An 18,907-nucleotide genomic window follows, 5' to 3' on the forward strand; every position below is an offset into this window, starting at 1 on the left:
TTAGGCATTCATTAACTTGTTTGATGTAAAAACAGTTTGTCTACATTCTCAAACCGGGTTTTTCACCCGGTTTTTTTGGATTCTCTGCATAAGTATACAGGGGAAATTCCAAACTATGGAAAGCGCTTACTTCTCGGATGTACGTAATAGACAAAATAGTGATAATTAATGCATTTTTTGCTAAAAATATGTTACAATAAATATGATTAGGACTAATTGGAGGTATTTATGTCACAAAGGAGACGGAGTCGTCGTTCAGAGCATAAGTGGGGGCAATTGCGAATCATTAATTCCGTATTGCTTATTTTTTTGCTTATGACTGCAAGTTGGGCGACCTATACCATGTTGGCCAATAACATCTTGGCTTTTCGCTATGTCAATGTTCTCGTGATTGCACTACTAGCTCTTCTCTTGCTCTTATCAGCTTGGTTTGTGATCAAAAATCAGGCCAAAAAGACAACTTTGGTCCTGCTTCTTGTTGGCTTATTGGCTAGTTCAGGAGTGTTATTTGCTAGTCAACAGCTGCTGAATCTGACTAGTAATGTCAATGGCCATTCTAACTATACAGAGTTTGAGATGGCTGTCTATGTCAAGAAAGACAGTGACATCAAAGATATCAAAGAAATCAAGGAAGTGGTGGCACCAAAGGGCAATAATAACGAAGCCAATCTCACTGCCCTCTTGGACAACATCAAAAAGACCAAGGGTCAGGAAATTTCTGTAGTGGATGCCCCGACTTATCTAGATGCTTATAAGAGCCTGCAAGAAGGGAATGCTTCTGCTATGGTCCTCAACAGTACCTTTGAGGATACCATTGCCGCAGAAGATGCGGACTATGCGAAGAAGTTGAAGAAAATCTATTCCTACAAGATCCGAAAAGAAGTGGCAGCGACGAGCAAGGTGTCTGCCAATGCGGATGTCTTTAACATCTATGTCAGCGGGATCGATACCTATGGCCCAGTAACCTCGGTTTCACGTTCAGATGTCAATATCATCATGACGGTCAATCGAAAGACCAAGCAAGTCCTATTGACAACGACTCCACGGGATGCCTATGTACCGATTGCAGATGGTGGTAACAACCAGAACGATAAGTTGACCCACGCGGGGATCTACGGAGTGGATGCTTCGATCCATACCCTTGAGAATCTCTATGATATCAAGCTCAACTACTACGTTCGTCTCAATTTCACCTCCTTCCTCAAGTTGATTGACCTTCTAGGGGGAATCGATGTGGAAAATGACCAAGAATTCACGAGCCTTCATGGCAAGTTCCATTTCCCAGTTGGAAAGGTTCATTTGAATTCAGAGCAAGCTCTCGGTTTTGTCCGAGAACGCTACTCTCTCCAAGGTGGCGACAATGACCGTGGTAAAAACCAAGAAAAAGTCATTGCGGCCATTATCAAAAAGTTGACCTCTACCAAGGTCTTAAGCAACTACAATGAGATTATCGGAAACCTCCAAGATTCTGTCCAAACCAATATGCAGTTGCCGACTATGATGAACTTGATCAATACCCAGTTAGAAACGGGTGGTTCTTATGAGGTGACTTCTCAAGCGATTACCGGTCAAGGACGAAATGACTTGCCGTCTTATGCTATGCCTGGTTACAACCTCTATGTCATGGAGTTGGATCAAGCCAGCTTGACCAAGGCAAAAGAAACCATCCAAAAAGTTATGGAAGGAAAAGAAAAATGATTGATATCCACTCGCACATCGTCTTTGATGTGGATGATGGACCAAAGACAAGAGAAGATACGCGCGCCTTATTGGAAGAAAGCTATCACCAAGGGGTACGGACCATTATCTCCACTTCTCATCGTCGCAAGGGAATGTTTGAAACTCCCGAAGAAAAGATTTCTGAAAATTTTCAAGAAGTGAAAAAAATTGCGGCAGAGGTCGCGCCAGATTTAACGATTCATTACGGGGCAGAGATCTACTTTACTAATGATGTCTTGAAAAAACTGGAAGAAAAGATCATTCCACGTTTGGCAGAGACGCGCTTTGCACTAATTGAATTCAGCATGGGAACGCCTTACAAGGAGATTCATACGGCCTTGGACCGTTTGCTCCATCTAGGTGTGACACCGGTGGTGGCCCATATTGAGCGCTACAAGTGCTTGGAGAAAAATGAGGAGCGCGTGCAAGAGATGATTGACATGGGCTGCTACATGCAGATAAATAGTTCCAGCGTTCTCAAGCCTCGCCTATTTGGGGATGAGCAAAAACAACTGAAAAAACGAGCTCGGTACTTCTTAGAAAAAGACTTGGTGCACTTTGTTGCCAGTGATATGCACAATGTGGATAAACGACCGCCTTATATGGCAGAAGCCTATCGCTTGATCAAGGAAGAATACGGAGAACAACGAGCACAAGCTCTCTTTGTCAGCAATCAAGAACTCTTGTTAGCAGATGAATTAATCTAACCATGAAACAGGTGGAGAGATCCACACGAAGGAGTAATTAGGAAATGAACAATCAAGAAAATCAAGCAGTGGAAATTGATGTTTTCGCTATGCTGAAGACCCTATGGAAACGTAAGTTTTCGATCGTTTTGGTCGCTCTTGTCTTTGCCATTGCAGCATTTGGCTACAGTGCCTTTTTAGCCAAGAAAGAATACCAAAGTACTAGCCGGATCTACGTGGTCAGTCGTCAAAACCAAGACAACAATGCCTTGACAAACTCTGATTTGCAGGCGGGTTCTTACTTGGTTAAGGACTACCGTGAAATCATTCTTTCTCAAAATGTCTTGAGCCAAGCCATCGAAGAATTGAAACTCGATATGACACCTGCTGAGTTGTCGAAAAAGATCAGTGTATCCGTTCCAACAGATACTCGTATCCTTTCGATTACGGCTAAGGACGGAAATCCAAAAGAGGCAGCTCGTATTGCCAATGGCCTTCGGAATGTAGCAGCTGAAAAGATCATTGCTGTGACCAAGGTGTCAGATGTTACGACCTTGGATGAAGCAGAAGTGCCTCAATCACCTTCTTCACCAAATATCAAGCGCAATGTCCTTCTTGGCTTTATTGCTGGAGCAGGCCTCATGGTGGTGCTCATGGTCGTAGTAGAAGTCTTGGACGATCGTGTCAAGAGACCAGAAGATATCGAAGAGTTGATGGGCTTAACCTTGCTTGGTATTGTGCCAGATATTAAGAAACTGTAGACTGGGGATCGCATGAATACGTTAGAAATTTCAAAAAACAAATTACAAGAAATTCGGAAGGCAGAAGAGTACTTCAATGCCCTTGCGACGAATATCCAATTGAGCGGGGTGGACTTAAAAGTCATCGCCATTTCATCTGTTCAAGAAAATGAAGGGAAATCAACCACTTCAACCAACTTGGCCGTTGCCTTTGCGCGTGCGGGTTACAAGACCCTCTTGGTCGACTGTGACATCCGGAACTCTGTCATGACAGGGATTTTCCGTAGCCGGGATAAGATCCAAGGCTTGACCGACTTCTTATCTGGTCGTAGCCAATTGGACCAAATCTTGTATGCGACTGATTTTCCAAACTTGGATATCATCGAGTCTGGGCAGGTCGCGCCAAACCCAACAGGTCTCTTGCAAAGCAAGAACTTCACTGTGATGATGGATGCCCTGCGTGAGCATTTTGACTACATCATTGTCGATACGCCTCCAATCGGGGTCGTGATCGATGCGGCCATTATCGCCCAACGCTGTGATGGAACTGTCTTGATCACAGAATCTGGTGCCAATGGACGCAAGGCTGTCCAAAAGGCCAAGGACCAATTAGAACAAACAGGCACACCTTTCTTAGGAGTAGTGCTCAATAAATTTAACATTAAAGCTGCTGAGTATGGTTCATACGGTGGGTATGGATCTTACGGAGAGTACGGGAAAAAGTAAAGAATAGGATTGAGGGAAAATGGGAGAAGAAAGAATTGAACTGGAAAAACTAAATATTGTTCTCTTTCAAAGTTTAGCTGTCCTATTTTCAGCTTACATTGTGAGTCTTTTTAAGGATGCAGAATACACGTCACAGACGATCGCCATTCTCTATCTCTTGCATTTTGTAGCCTTTTACATTAGCAATATTGCCTATCGTTTTTATAGCAGAGGCTATCTAGATGAGCTCTTTCAGGTCTTGAAATACAACGTATTTTTCGCTGTTGGGATCACCTTTACCTCTTTTATGCTCGATGGGGTCTTTTCCATCTCTCGTCGGGGGATGATCTACTTCTTTCTTTTCAATACGTTTTCCGTCTATATCATGGATCTCTTGCTCAAGAGATACCGGAAGTCTGTTTCACCACGACGGAAAAGTTCGCGAAAGATTTTCTTGATCACAGCGACCAGTCGGATGGAAAAGGTATTTGATATTCTGCATTCGCCTAGCCTTTATCATGGGGAACTGATCGGTGTCACCGTCATGGACGATACGGATTTTGCTCATTCGGGTGTACGGGTGGTGCATCCAGATCAAATGATGAACTTTGTGACCAAGGAAGTGGTGGATGAAGTGTTTATTAATCTGCCAAGTGAGGACTACAATATTAGTGACTTCGTCTCGGAGTTTGAGAGTATGGGGATCGATGTATCGGTTAATCTCAATGCCTTTAACTTCGCTTCCTTGGGCAATAAACGGGTTCGAGAAGTCGGGGGACTAAGTGTCGTCACTTTCTCAACCAACTTCTACAAACCGAGCCACGTCTTTGCTAAACGTCTCTTAGACATTGCAGGAGCCCTCTTTGGTCTCTTGATTTGTGGACTAGTGAGTATCGTCTTAGTCCCTCTGATTCGTAAGGATGGCGGCCCTGCCTTCTTTGTACAGAAGCGGGTTGGAAAGAATGGTCGGTATTTCAACTTCTATAAATTCCGCTCCATGCGCGTGGATGCCGAAGAGATTAAAAAAGATCTCATGGAACAAAATACCATGACGGGTGGCATGTTCAAGATGGAAAATGATCCGCGGGTAACCCCAATCGGACGCTTTATCCGTAAGACCAGTCTTGATGAATTGCCACAATTTTACAATGTGTTGATCGGTGATATGAGTCTAGTCGGAACTCGTCCTCCAACGGTAGACGAATACCAAGACTATACGCCAGCTCAAAAACGTCGCCTCAGTTTCAAGCCAGGGATTACCGGCCTTTGGCAAGTGAGCGGACGCAGTGAGATTACAGATTTTGACGAAGTGGTCAAACTCGACGTTGCGTATATGGATGGTTGGACGATCTGGAGAGATATTCAGATCCTGCTCAAGACCGTGAAGGTTGTACTTAAAAAAGAAGGAGCGAAGTAGGAAAATACCTACTTCGTCCTTTCCATGTTAGGAGAAAAATGACACAATCAATTTATATCGTTGGTTCCAAAGGGATTCCAGCAAAATATGGTGGTTTTGAGACCTTTGTTGAGAAGTTGACAGAATTCCAACAAGACAAAAATATTCAGTATTATGTAGCTTGTATGCGGGAAAATTCAGCCAAATCAGGAATCACTGCAGATACTTTCGAGCATAACGGCGCAATCTGTTACAACATTGATGTCCCTAATATAGGTCCTGCGCGTGCCATTGCTTATGATATCGCAGCCCTCAATAAGGCGATTGAAATCGCAAAAAAAAACAAAGATCAAGCACCGATCTTTTATGTCTTGGCTTGTCGGATTGGTCCCTTTATTTCAAGGATTAAAAAGAAAATCAAGGCTATCGGAGGAACTCTGATGGTCAATCCAGATGGTCATGAGTGGCTTCGTGCCAAGTGGAGTCTTCCAGTTCGCAAATACTGGAAATTTTCTGAACAACTCATGGTCAAACATGCCGACCTTTTGATCTGTGACAGCAAGAATATCGAAGCCTATATTCAGAAGGATTACGCTAAGTATCAACCACAGACGACCTATATTGCTTATGGAACCGATACAAGCAAGTCTATCCTGAGTAAAGAAGACGAGAAAGTACGGACTTGGTTTGCGAATAAGCAAGTTGCTGAAGGAAACTACTATCTTGTCGTAGGTCGCTTTGTGCCGGAAAACAACTATGAAGCTATGATTCGTGGCTTTATGCAGTCCAATTCACAAAAAGATTTTGTCCTGATTACCAATGTAGAACAAAACAAGTTCTATGAACAGTTGCGTAAGGATACAGGATTTGATCAAGATCCTCGAGTGAAGTTTGTCGGGACGGTCTATGATCAAGAGTTGCTCAAATACATTCGTGAGAATGCCTTTGCTTATTTCCATGGTCATGAGGTAGGTGGTACCAATCCGTCACTTCTTGAGGCACTAGAGTCTACTAAGCTTAATCTATTGTTAGATGTTGGTTTCAACCGAGAAGTCGGTGAAGAGGGGGCTCTTTATTGGAAGAAAGATCAATTGGCACATGTCATTGATCAGGCTGAGCAATTAGACGTTCAAGCAATCGAAGATCTTAATCAAAAATCAAGTCAACGGATTGCAGAAGCTTTTACTTGGGAAAAGATTGTCACAGACTACGAGAAAGTATTTAAAGGTTAGAAATGCAGAAAATATTATATCTTCATGCTGGTGCCGAAATGTATGGTGCTGACAAGGTTTTGTTAGAGCTTATTAAAGGATTGGATAAAGATGCTTTTGAAGCACACGTTATTTTACCCAACGACGGTGTCTTAGTGGGTGCTTTAGAAGAGGTCGGTGCAAAGGTTAAAGTTATTGATTACCCCATCTTGCGCCGTAAATATTTTAATCCAAAAGGGATTCTTGAGTACTTTGGCTCCTATAACCGTTACTCCAAACAAATTGCTCAGTATGCTAAGGAGAATGGCATTACTCTTATTCACAATAATACGACTGCGGTACTTGAGGGGATTTATCTTAAACGGAAGTTGAAATTACCTTTGATTTGGCATGTACATGAAATTATCGTAAAACCAAAAGCAATCTCTGATTTCATCAACTTTTTGATGGGGCGCTATGCGGATACGATTGTGACAGTTTCAAATGCTGTTGCTAATCATGTCAAGCAGTCTCGTTTTGTAAAAGATGACCAAGTTCAAGTCATCTATAATGGTGTTGACAATGCTGTTTATCAGGTGATGGATGCTAGTGCGGTCCGTGATCAGTTTGGTATCGCCCAGGATGCTTTGGTGATCGGAATGGTTGGTCGAGTGAATGCCTGGAAAGGGCAAGGCGACTTTTTAGAAGCTGTGACTCCAATCTTAAAGTCTAATCTAAAAGCAGTAGCCTTTTTGGCAGGAAGTGCATTTGAAGGTGAAGAGTGGCGCGTGGAGGAGTTGGAGAAGGCTATATCAGACTCACTAGTATCTGGACAAATCAAGCGAATTGACTATTATAGCAAGACAACAGAACTCTATAATATGTTTGATATCTTTGTCTTGCCAAGTACCAATCCAGATCCACTACCAACAGTCGTACTAGAAGCGATGGCTTGTGGTAAACCTGTAGTCGGTTACCGTCATGGTGGTGTCTGTGAAATGGTTAAGGAAGGCGAAAACGGCCTTCTTGCCACACCAAATCAACCTTCTGAATTATCCAAGGCTATTCAAGAATTGGCTGAGAACACTGAGAAGAGAGAACAATTTGGAAAGGCCTCTGTTAAACGCCAAAAAGAACTCTTCTCATTACAAAGTTATATTCGTAATTTTTCGGAGTTGTATAAGAAATACTAAATAATCAAATTCGCTGAAAAAAGGATTATATCCGAGCTGGTTTAAAGATTTACCATATATCATTGAATGTTGTAAGTCAGTTAGATCAGAGAGGAGAAGAATTAGAGTAGAATAAAAATTTAGGTAAATAATCTATGAAACCACTATTAACTGTCGTCATTCCAGTATATAATGTTGAAAGATATTTAAAACGTTGCATTGAAAGTGTTCTTGCCCAAGAATGGAAGGACTATGAGATTCTACTTGTTGATGACGGGAGTACTGATCATTCTCCTCAAATCTGTGATGACTATGTTAAGGCTTATGACTTTATCTCAGTTATTCATAAAGAAAATGGTGGACTTTCTGAAGCACGGAACACAGGTATTTCTCATGCCAAAGGAGAATATGTTTATTTTCCTGATTCAGATGATTGGATTGAACCAGATACCTTTATAGCGTTAGTAGAAGCGCTAGAATCTCAAGAGTTTGATATTATTTCTTTTAATCGTGAGTTTGTGAAGGGTGAAGAGGATGTTATCGTTTCGGATCCAGTAGTGACTCAAGTATTTGAAGGTAAAGATGCTTTTGTGCAAATGCTGAAGCATAGTTATATTACTGGGTTTGCTAATGATAAAATCTATCGAAAATCATTATTCACTGATCATAACATTCAGTTTCCAATTGGGAAATACTATGAGGATCTTGGCACTAATTACAAACTGTTTCTTGCGGCTAAGAAGGTCTATGCAACTAATCAAAAATACTATCACTACTTAATCGACAATCCAGATTCTATTACACAGTCTTGGAATGAAAAAAAGTTTAGAGATATGTTTGGGTTTTATAAAGAAATGTTTTATTCTGATTTTGTACGTTCGCAATTAAATCAAGAAGAGTTGCATATCTCACAACTGTATTATGTAAATGGATTGACTCATATTTTAGCTAGCTTGTATAAAGCTAAGCTAGATCGTCAATATGCTGAAATAAGAAATGATGTCAATCAGGAATTAAGAAAAAATAAAATAATGTATAGTGAAATAAAATACCTACCAAATAGGATGAAATATTTGTTATACCGTTTGAACTTGTTGAAGATGGCTTTTACTATACAAGGAATGAAGTAAGAGATTTAGGGGATTATGTTGAAGTACTCAGTCATTATACCGGTGTACAATGTAGAGAACTATCTTCATCGTTGCATCAATAGTATACTTGTCCAAGAATATACTGATTTAGAAATTTTATTGATAGACAATGGATCTACTGATAGTAGTGGCAGTATTTGCGATACTTATGCTAGTGAGTACTCAAATATCTCGGCCTATCATATTGAAAACCATGGTGTCGGTTCAGCTCGAAACTTTGGTTTAGCAAAAGCTCAAGGTGAATTTATTTGTTTTGTAGACGCGGATGATTATCTAGTAGGAAACTTGTTTTCTGATATGGAAAATCAGTTGGATTCTGGATTAGATTTATTGGTATTTAGTTACTATAACTCTCTTGAAAAGAACCTATCAGAAACGACTAGATCAGCAAAAATTCTTCCTATTGAAGGAAAAAAAGATAGGAATCAGTTCATTGCTCTCTTTACGGAATTATTTTTATCAGACATGATGTATACTGTTTGGAATAAAATTTATCGTAGAGAGTTCTTGGAAGAGCATCGAATAATGTTTGAGCAGTATGAATTAGGAGAAGATGTTCGATTCAATCTAAATGTATTTGAATGTGTTCATACAATTTCATTTTCAAAAACTTGTTATTATGTTTATGTCTCGGGTAGAACAGATTCTGCGATGGGGCAGTATAATCCCTATCGGATGAGCTATCAATTGGAAGAACTAGAAAAAGTTGATCAGTTGATGACAGGCTGGGACATCCATGATGATCAATTTATTGATCAAATAAAGGCTCGTATTTTGATGAGTAATATACAGAACATATCAAATCAAAAGATGTCTCTTTCTAAAAAACGACACTATGTTGAGGTGCTGTGTAGAAATCAAGAGATGATTGCATTGCTAAAAAAAGCGACTTCTCCGCTTCACCCTCTCGTTAGACGGTTATTACATTTCAGAATGTATCTGACAGTAATTTTTTTAAAAAAACTACAAACCTTGATAAAATAGGGATATTCGCTATTTAGTTGTGAGAGGTTTTTATGGATACTAGTAATAAGATTTTATAATCATGATTGAAAGGTTTGGATGACTATTGTGACGAACAATCGTTTTATCTCAGAAAAAATTTATTTATGTACCTTGTTTGTATGGGTTGTTGTCGCTTCATTAGTCACAACCACTTATTTTATTCGGTTAGATGGCTTTTTATCGCTTTATCGATCATTACTTTATCTTACGATTTTCGCATTATTGATAAAAGAGTTACTGAACTTGTCGAATACTCTAAATTACTTTAGATTCCATTGGAAACAATTATTAACAGTAACGGTATTTTTTCTTGCGATGTTTATAGTTGCAAAAAATCGCGATGGGATGTTGGATATAAATGTGCTACTCCTTGTTTTCTCTGCTAGAGATATTGATTTTAGAAAATTATTAGGAACTTTTTCTTTAGCGACATTCTTGGTACTTTGTTTGACAATTTATGCCAGTCAAAAAGGTATTATTGCCAATATGTTTATGAATGCAGATGGTGGTTATCGCTTTAGTTTGGGATTTAACTACGTTTCATTTGCTTCCCAGAGAATGTTTTTTGCCTTGTGTAGTTATCTAATGTTTCGAGGTAAAAAAATTACATACATTGAATTGATGGCTTTACTCTTGGCTACGATTTATATGTACCAACAAACTTCGACATCTAGTCCATTTTACTTAAGTATCTTGATACTAACCTATGCTTTGTTGAGTGTTAAAATTTTTAAAAAAGAGTTTATCATTGGAAATTTCTGGACAAAGACACTTGTGCAGTACGGTTTTATTTTAGCTTTAGTGATTATCTTGTATTTTTGTTTTTATTCATCTGGGAATTTATTTCACTTAGTCGATCAATTTACGCATAATCGCTTGCGTCTCAGTGTCAATGGTTTTCAAAATTTTGGTGTATCTTGGTTAGGGCAACCAATTTCCTTTACAACTCTTGATATATTTGGAAATTTCACTAGTAATTACAATTATATTGATAGCTCTTTTGTTCAATTATTGGTTATTGATGGCTTGATTGTCAGTGTATTTATGTTGTTTGCATTGACAAAAGTGATGCGTTATTTTGTGTCCATTCAAAAAGATATCGTACTGGCTTGCTTAGGGATTATGATTATCCATGGCATGTTTGATCCTCAGATGTTAGTTCTTCGTTATTCTCCATTAATCTTGTTTATCAGTCGCCTGTTTATTCTGAATGAGGATACGAACATTGAATAAAGAAGAGCATTCGTTAAATCTAAAGGAAGGCTAAAACAAGTTATTGTACTTATGAAGGTTCTTAAAAATTACGCCTATAATCTTTCCTACCAGCTACTGGTGATTATCCTACCGATTATCACTACCCCATATGTCACTCGGGTATTTAGCTCTGAAGATTTAGGAACTTACGGCTATTTCAACTCCATTGTTACCTACTTTATCCTTTTAGCGACTTTAGGGGTAGCAAATTATGGTACTAAGGAGATTTCAGGGCACCTGCAAGAGATCCGAAAGAATTTTTGGGGGATTTATACCCTCCAGTTAGGTGCGACCTTTGTTTCCATCCTGCTCTATGTCTTGCTGTGCTTGTCGCTTCCTTCAATGCAAAATCCTGTGGCCTATATTTTGGGGCTCAGTTTAGTTTCAAAAGGACTGGACATCTCCTGGCTTTTTCAGGGATTGGAAGATTTTCGTAAAATTACTGTTCGAAATATCACGGTCAAACTGGTTGGAGTCATCTCCATCTTCTTGTTTGTCAAATCTGCCAATGATCTTTATCTCTATGTATTCTTGCTCACCATCTTTGAGCTCTTAGGTCAGCTTAGTATGTGGCTACCTGCCCGTGAATTTATTGGGAAAGCCCGTTTTGATATGGCCTATGCACGGGTGCATTTGAAGCCAGTCATTCTGCTCTTTTTACCGCAGATTGCCATTTCCCTCTATGTCACCTTGGATCGGACCATGCTGGGGGCACTTGCTTCTACAAAGGATGTAGGGATTTACGACCAAGCCTTAAAACTCGTAAATATTTTGTTGACCTTAGTCACCTCACTGGGAAGCGTTATGTTGCCCCGTGTATCGAGCCTCTTGTCGTCGGGAGACCACAAGGCTGTCAATAAGATGCACCAAATGTCCTTTTTGGTTTATAATTTGGTGATTTTCCCAATCATTGCAGGCATGCTGATTGTTAACGATGACTTTGTTCAATTTTTCTTGGGAAAAGATTTCCAAGATGCTCGCTATGCCATCGCTATCATGATCTTCCGTATGTTCTTTATCGGATGGACCAATATTATGGGGATTCAAATTCTTATCCCGCATGATAAGAACAAAGAATTTATGCTATCCACCACCATTCCTGCTATCGTCAGTGTCGGGTTGAACCTGCTCTTCTTGCCTCGTTTTGGTTTTATCGGTGCAGCCATTGTATCCGTCTTAACAGAATCTTTGGTATGGCTGATTCAATTGTACTATACCCGTCATTACCTCAAGGAAGTTCCAATTATCGGTGCGATGACAAAAATTATGTTCGCATCTGCTCTGATGTATGGCCTCTTGCAACTTGTAAGACCGTTCCTACATTTCACCCCTACCCTAAATGTACTCGTATATGCGGTGCTTGGTGGGATCATTTACCTGCTTGCTATTCTAGTTCTGAAAGTGGTAGATGTAAAAGAATTAAAACAAATAATAGGGAAAAATTAGAAATGAAGATAATACGGAATATAAACTTAGACTTGATTAAAATAATTGCTTGTATCGGAGTTGTTTTGCTTCACACTACGATGCCAGGGTTTAAGGAAACAGGGCAATGGAATTACTCATCTTATTTATATTATCTAGGTACTTATTCAATTCCCTTGTTTTTTATGGTGAATGGTTATTTATTATTGGGCAAAAGCAAGATAACATATCCCTATATACTACATAAAATAAAATGGGTTCTAATAACAGTGTCGTCATGGACTGTTATCATCTGGTTACTTAAAAGAGACTTCACAATTAATCCAATTAAAAAAATTTTGGCTTCTTTGCTACAAAAGGGTTATTTCTTCCAATTTTGGTTTTTCGGCTCATTAATACTAGTTTATTTATGTTTGCCGATATTGAAGAAGTATTTACATTCAAAAAGAAGTTATTTATACTTTCTATCTGTATTAACAATTATTGGTTTGATTTTTGAATTGATAAATTTTTTGCTTCAAATGCCAGTGCAAATTTATGTTATACAGACGTTTAGATTATGGACTTGGTTCTTTTACTATATTTTAGGTGGCTTTGTAGCACAATTCGATATAGATAATTTAAAATCAATCTTTAAGGGATGGATGAAAATTGTTAGCATACTTTTGTTATTGATTTCACCGATAATATTATTTTTCATAGCAAAAAATACTTATCATAATCTTTTTGCTGAATATTTTTATGACAATCTTTTGGTGAAAGTAATTAGTTTAGGACTATTTCTTACTTTATTGACGCTAACTATTGATGCTTCTAAATATAGAATGATCTACTTGTTATCAGTCCAAACGATGGGGGTATTTATTATACATACCTATATTATGAAAATATGGCAAAAGTTGATAGGATTTAACATAGTAGGTGTATACTTATTTTTCCCTGTATTCACATTAATGATTAGTTTTCTAATAACTATGATATTAATGAAAATCCCTTATATCAATCGAATAGTTAAGTTATAAAAAGGAGTTTTTGATGTACGATTATCTAATTGTTGGTGCTGGTTTGTCTGGAGCCATTTTCGCACACGAAGCAACAAAACGTGGTAAAAAAGTAAAAGTGATTGACAAGAGAGATCACATCGGTGGAAATATCTACTGCGAGGAGATTGAAGGCATCAACGTCCACAAGTACGGTGCCCACATTTTCCATACGTCCAACAAAAAAGTCTGGGACTATGTCAACCAGTTCGCTGAATTCAACAACTATATCAACTCACCGGTGGCTAACTACAAGGGGAACCTCTACAATCTTCCCTTCAACATGAATACCTTCTATGCCATGTGGGGCACTAAGACTCCTCAAGAAGTCAAGGACAAGATTGCTGAGCAAACGGCGGATATGAAAGATGTTGAGCCTAAAAACTTGGAAGAACAAGCTATCAAGTTGATTGGTCCAGATATCTACGAAAAGTTGATCAAGGGATATACAGAAAAACAATGGGGACGTTCTGCAACAGACCTTCCGCCATTTATCATCAAACGTCTTCCGGTTCGTTTGACTTTTGATAATAACTACTTTAATGACCGTTACCAAGGAATTCCAATCGGTGGTTACAACGTCATCATTGAAAACATGCTTGGTGATGTAGAAGTAGAACTTGGAGTTGACTTCTTTGCCAATCGTGAAGAGTTGGAAAGCTCAGCTGATAAGGTTGTCTTTACAGGAATGATTGACCAGTACTTTGACTACAAGCATGGGGAGTTGGAGTACCGTAGTCTTCGTTTTGAACACGAAGTCTTGGATGAGGAAAACCATCAAGGGAATGCCGTGGTCAACTATACCGAGCGTGAGATTCCTTATACTCGTATCATTGAGCATAAGCACTTCGAGTATGGTACACAACCCAAGACAGTCATCACCCGCGAATACCCAGCTGACTGGAAACGTGGGGATGAACCCTACTACCCAATCAATGATAAAAAGAATAACGCTATGTTTGCCAAGTACCAAGAAGAAGCCGCTAAAAATGATAAGGTTATCTTCTGTGGACGTTTGGCAGACTATAAATACTACGACATGCACGTGGTTATTGAGCGTGCTTTAGAAGTCGTTGAGAAAGAATTTACTAAATGACACAAGAAAAAATTGATATCGTTGTTCTCTGGGTAGATGGAAGTGACCCCGAGTTTATCCGTGAGAAGCAACGTATAACAGGTCAAGTTGAAGCTGTAAATCAAGATACTGATGGAGAACAAAGGTATCGTGATTATGGAACCTTTAACTATTGGTTCCGTATGATTGAAAAACATGCACCGTGGGTTAACAATATTTATCTCATTACTAATGGACAAAAGCCAGACTGGTTGAACATAGAACATCCAAAATTGAAATTAGTGATTCATAAAGAGTTTATTCCGGAAGAATACTTGCCTACTTTCAATTCAGCAGCTATTGAGTTAAATCTCCATCGGATTAAAGGTTTGTCGGAAAACTATTTATATTTCAATGATGATATGTACTTGATTAGAGATAGTCAACCTTCAGATTTTTATAAAAATGGTCAACCCAAGCTTTTAGCAGTATACGATGCTTTAGTTCCTTGGTCACCATTTACGAATACTTATCACAATAATGTTGAATTAATTTATCGCCATTTTCCTAATAAGAAGGCTTTGAAATCTTCGCCTTGGAAATTCTTTAATTTCCGTTATGGTTTCTTGGTTTTGAAAAACTTGTTACTCTTGCCTTGGGGTCCGACAGGATACGTGAACCAACATTTACCTGTTCCAATGAAGAAAAGTACCTTGGCACATTTATGGGAAATTGAAGGAGAAACTTTAGATAAAACGTCACGAAATCAAATTAGAGATTATGGAGTAGATGTTAATCAATATATCTGTCAGCATTGGCAAATTGAAAGTAATCAGTTTTTCCCTATGTCAAAGAGTTTTGGAGTGTCGATAGATTTAAATCAAGTAGATAGGTTAGAAAGTATCTTTAAAGACAAACGTAAAAAATTGCTTTGTGTCAATGATGATATTGACTTTAAAGAGGAGTATATCATTCGTTTTAAGGAAATCTTAAAAGAACACTATCCTGAAAAATCAGCTTTTGAAAAATGAGAAATAAGAGATGAAATACTATTTAAAAGAAGAGTTTTTACACGATAACAATGTTAAAAATGCGGGTAATAAGGCACGTAATGATGTTGAAGAAATTGTAACGAGAGAGGGCTATCAAGCCTTGGTTCTTTCAGTTGATAATTGGTACGAGATGAGCACACTTAAAGCACAACTTCATAAGTCGAAGGCTTTTAGTCAGGCCTTGAATCAACTAAAGCAAGGCGATGAGTTACTTATCCAGTTCCCAATGCTTCATCATAGTTTTTTCACAACACATCATGTAAAGAAAGCACAGAAAAAAGGCGTAAAAGTTCATTTTATTATCCACGATTTGGAAGTTTTACGCTATGCCAATTTGGATACAGTACCTTTGAAACATAAGATTAGGGTTCAAATTCAAGAATCAGGTCTTCTTGGTGCAGCTGATGGGATCATCGCCCACAATCCAGTGATGAAATCTGTCTTGGTGGATAAAGGAATTGCGGAAGATAAGATTGTCAGCCTTGGCATTTTCGACTATTTGATTCCAAATTTCCAAGAGAAAAGTGGCCAAACAAAAGACCAGCCGATGATTGTGGCAGGTAATTTGGCCCAGGAAAAAGCTGGTTATCTCTATGGTCTTCCTGCAGAACCTGCCTATAACCTCTATGGTGTTGGTTTTGATGAAAGTAGAGCTTTAGAGAATGAAACTTACTTTGGCTCCTTCCTACCTGATGAGCTTCCTGCAGCCCTTGAGGGTGGTTTTGGACTTGTCTGGGATGGGGATAGTGCGAAAACCTGTAGTGGTGTCTTTGGCGAGTACCTTCGCTACAACAACTCTCACAAGGCGTCGCTTTATCTAGCATCAGGCTTCCCGCTGGTGGTGTGGAAACAGTCAGCCTTATCTCACTTTGTGCTTGAGAAGGGCTGTGGGATTGCAGTAGAGTCGCTTCATGACTTGAAGGAGACAATCGACAATCTTTCAGATGCCGATTACCAAGATTTGGTAGACAATGCCAAGCGTGTTGGCCAAGAAATCCGAGATGGTCACTACTTAAAGACAGCCTTAAAGCATTTATCATAAGATCAAAAGAAGTCAGACAGACTTCTTTTTTTAGTTTTTCAAAAAAATATCACTAATTTTAAAAATTTGCCTTATAAAACTTTTCATCGCTGAAACCGTGTGGTAAAATGATTAACGTATAAAATTTGTATAAAGGGAAGTTTATATGAAAAAGAAAGATCTTATTTTTTATGCCGGAGCGGCAGTCTTGATGGCTGTGTCTGCTCAGGGAGTCAGTGCAGATGAGCTGGTTTCAAATGAGGCCACTACTACTGAAGGCAACCAAGTCCAAACTGAAAAAGCGCCAGAAGTAGCCGTTGCTGAAAAGTCGGTAGCACCTGTCGCAAGTAACTATGCAGCACCAGCAAATGTGACCGAACAGCCTGTAGCACCTGTGAACAAGGCCGCGGCTTCAGAAAGTGGGGCTCCATCTGTAGAGAAAGCTACAGAAGCATCGACTACTGAGAAAGAAGAAACTCCTCTTCAGTCTAATACAGGAAGCACGACCTTCTTTAACACAGGCGCTCACGCTCCTGCTGGTCGTTCAACAGATGTGGCGGTTCAGCCAAAATCATTCGTTGATGTGAGTAGCCACAACGGAGACATTAGTATTGGCGACTACCGTACCCTATCTAATAAAGGCGTAGGCGGTGTCGTTGTCAAATTGACAGAAGACACTTGGTACAAGAACCCGAATGCGGAGAACCAAATTCGTAATGCACAAGCTGCGGGTCTGCAAGTATCGACCTACCACTTCTCACGCTATACTTCTGAGGAAGCAGCGCGTGCAGAAGCACGATTCTACATTGCAGAGGCGCAACGCTTGAATCTTCCAAAGAACACCCTCATGGTCAATGACTTTGAGGATGCCAAGATGCAGCCAAACATTAACCGCAACACCCAAGCCTGGGCGGACGAAATGCGTAAAAATGGCTACAGCAACTTGATGTTCTACACCAGTGCTAGCTGGTTGGATGAAAACAACCTTCGCAAGAAAGGTCCTGTCAACACCGCTCAATTTGGGCTTCAGAATTTCTGGGTTGCCCAATACCCTTCTCCAAAACTGTCTGTAAATGATGCGAAAAGCTTGCGTTACAATGGGAAAGCTGGCGCCTGGCAGTTCACTTCTCAAGCGGAATTGCTTCCAGGAAAACACCTCTTTGACCACAGTGTGGATTATACCGGTCGCTTCACAGCGAACGCAAAACCTGCAGCAGACCCGACAGAAGGCAGCTTAAGTGGGAAGATTGACATTGTCAATAACGATACTATGACGGGCCGCTTTGACGTTGTCATCTCAAATGTTAAGGCACCAAATGGAGTTCGAACCGTTTCTGTACCGATCTGGTCAGAAACAGGCGGTCAAGATGACCTTGTTTGGTATACAGCCAATCGTCAAGCAAATGGGACCTATACCGTCAATGTAAAAGCAGCGGACCATAAAAACTCAACCGGTCTTTACAATGTCCATCTTTACTATGTTCAGAACAATGGACAAATGACGGGTGTGGGTGGAACAACGACAAATGTTTACATTGGAAAACGTCCAGAGGATTTAAAACCAAGTGGCACGTTAACTATTGAAAATAATAATGTTGAAACAGGAACCTTTGATGCAGTTATTCGCAATGTAGTAGCTCCAAATGGCTTGAAAGAAGTCTTGGTTCCAACTTGGTCAGACAAGAACTGGCAGGATGATCTAGTATGGCATAAAGCGGTTCGTCAAAGTGACGGCAGCTACCGTGCAACTATTAAGGCAAGCGATCATAAAAATGAAGATGGTAAGTACCATGCCCACGTCTACTATGTGGATCAAGCTGACAAACGGAACTACATTACAGAAACTACAACAGAAGTACACCACGTTAAACCAAGTGGTACTGTCACCATTGAGAATAATAATTCAGAGGCAGGAACCTTTGATGCAGTTATTCGCAATGTAGTAGCTCCAAATGAATTGAAAGAAGTTTTGATACCAACCTGGTCAGACAAGAACTGGCAAGATGATCTAGTATGGCACAAAGCAGTTCGTCAAAGTGACGGCAGCTACCGAGCGACCATCAAAGCCTCAGATCATAAAAATGAAGATGGTAAGTACAACGTCCATGTCTACTATGTAGATCAAAATAATCAACGGAACTACATAACAGAAACCACGACATACATCACAAAGACTGCGACAGAAGTACACCACGTAAAACCAAGTGGTACTTTAACAATTGAAAATAATAATGTTGAGACGGGTACCTTTGATGCAGTTATTCGCAATGTGGTAGCTCCAAATGGCTTGAAAGAAG

The 18,907-nt window shown here is 39.6% G+C and carries 16 protein-coding genes; all 16 read left to right on the top strand.

The genetic code is table 11. The annotated features are described in order from the left end of the window. Positions 1–228: 228 nt before the first annotated feature. Positions 229–1,698 (top strand): LCP family protein, encoded by a 1,470-nt coding sequence (locus I2F76_RS03685; RefSeq protein ID WP_024055170.1) that lies wholly within the window; start codon positions 229–231, stop codon positions 1,696–1,698. Continuing rightward, positions 1,695–2,426 (top strand): capsular polysaccharide biosynthesis protein Cps4B, encoded by a 732-nt coding sequence (gene cps4B, locus I2F76_RS03690; protein WP_070464689.1) that lies wholly within the window; start codon positions 1,695–1,697, stop codon positions 2,424–2,426. Before I2F76_RS03685 ends, cps4B begins: the two co-directional genes overlap by 4 nt. A 44-nt stretch (positions 2,427–2,470) precedes the next feature. Next, positions 2,471–3,166, top strand: a complete 696-nt coding sequence (locus I2F76_RS03695) for a Wzz/FepE/Etk N-terminal domain-containing protein (protein WP_195487251.1) — start codon at positions 2,471–2,473, stop codon at positions 3,164–3,166. A 12-nt stretch (positions 3,167–3,178) separates the two neighbouring features. Beyond that, the gene (locus tag I2F76_RS03700; protein ID WP_021154082.1) at positions 3,179–3,871 is read left to right on the top strand and encodes a tyrosine-protein kinase; all 693 of its coding nucleotides are present in this window, start codon (positions 3,179–3,181) and stop codon (positions 3,869–3,871) included. Positions 3,872–3,890: 19 nt separating this feature from the next. Continuing rightward, complete coding sequence (locus I2F76_RS03705) at positions 3,891–5,267, top strand: sugar transferase (protein ID WP_195487252.1); 1,377 nt, start codon at positions 3,891–3,893, stop codon at positions 5,265–5,267. Between the two features lie 38 nt (positions 5,268–5,305). Then, on the top strand, positions 5,306–6,478 hold the full coding sequence (gene cps2T / locus I2F76_RS03710; RefSeq protein WP_195487253.1) for a beta 1-4 rhamnosyltransferase Cps2T: 1,173 nt from the start codon (positions 5,306–5,308) through the stop codon (positions 6,476–6,478). A 2-nt stretch (positions 6,479–6,480) separates the two neighbouring features. Next, complete coding sequence (locus I2F76_RS03715) at positions 6,481–7,629, top strand: glycosyltransferase family 4 protein (protein WP_195487254.1); 1,149 nt, start codon at positions 6,481–6,483, stop codon at positions 7,627–7,629. Positions 7,630–7,763: 134 nt separating this feature from the next. Further along, complete coding sequence (locus I2F76_RS03720) at positions 7,764–8,738, top strand: glycosyltransferase (RefSeq protein WP_003097099.1); 975 nt, start codon at positions 7,764–7,766, stop codon at positions 8,736–8,738. Positions 8,739–8,753: 15 nt separating this feature from the next. Further along, entirely contained in the window at positions 8,754–9,743 is a 990-nt protein-coding gene (locus I2F76_RS03725) for a glycosyltransferase family 2 protein (RefSeq protein WP_229289652.1), read from the top strand. Positions 9,744–9,830: 87 nt separating this feature from the next. Then, positions 9,831–10,997 (top strand): hypothetical protein, encoded by a 1,167-nt coding sequence (locus I2F76_RS03730; RefSeq protein WP_037621684.1) that lies wholly within the window; start codon positions 9,831–9,833, stop codon positions 10,995–10,997. A 51-nt stretch (positions 10,998–11,048) separates the two neighbouring features. After that, positions 11,049–12,464: a flippase gene (locus I2F76_RS03735; RefSeq protein WP_003097109.1), complete on the top strand. Its 1,416-nt coding sequence runs from the start codon at positions 11,049–11,051 to the stop codon at positions 12,462–12,464. 2 nt (positions 12,465–12,466) lie between these two features. Next, positions 12,467–13,465: an acyltransferase gene (locus I2F76_RS03740; protein WP_195487255.1), complete on the top strand. Its 999-nt coding sequence runs from the start codon at positions 12,467–12,469 to the stop codon at positions 13,463–13,465. 13 nt (positions 13,466–13,478) lie between these two features. Beyond that, positions 13,479–14,579 (top strand): UDP-galactopyranose mutase, encoded by a 1,101-nt coding sequence (gene glf, locus I2F76_RS03745; RefSeq protein WP_195487256.1) that lies wholly within the window; start codon positions 13,479–13,481, stop codon positions 14,577–14,579. After that, positions 14,576–15,568, top strand: coding sequence for a stealth family protein (locus tag I2F76_RS03750; protein WP_195487257.1), 993 nt, complete (start codon positions 14,576–14,578; stop codon positions 15,566–15,568). Before glf ends, I2F76_RS03750 begins: the two co-directional genes overlap by 4 nt. Before the next feature lie 10 nt (positions 15,569–15,578). After that, positions 15,579–16,631 carry a sugar transferase gene (locus I2F76_RS03755; protein WP_195487258.1) on the top strand — a complete coding sequence of 351 codons (1,053 nt, stop codon included), beginning with the start codon at positions 15,579–15,581 and terminating at the stop codon, positions 16,629–16,631. A 145-nt stretch (positions 16,632–16,776) separates the two neighbouring features. Then, positions 16,777–18,907, top strand: a 2,131-nt coding sequence (locus I2F76_RS03760) for a GBS Bsp-like repeat-containing protein (RefSeq protein WP_195487259.1), incomplete at its 3' end; no start/stop codon positions are given.

Origin of the sequence: Streptococcus parasanguinis (genome assembly GCF_015557775.1) — a bacterium.
In the GTDB taxonomy this organism is placed as follows: Bacteria; Bacillota; Bacilli; order Lactobacillales; family Streptococcaceae; genus Streptococcus; species Streptococcus parasanguinis_AA.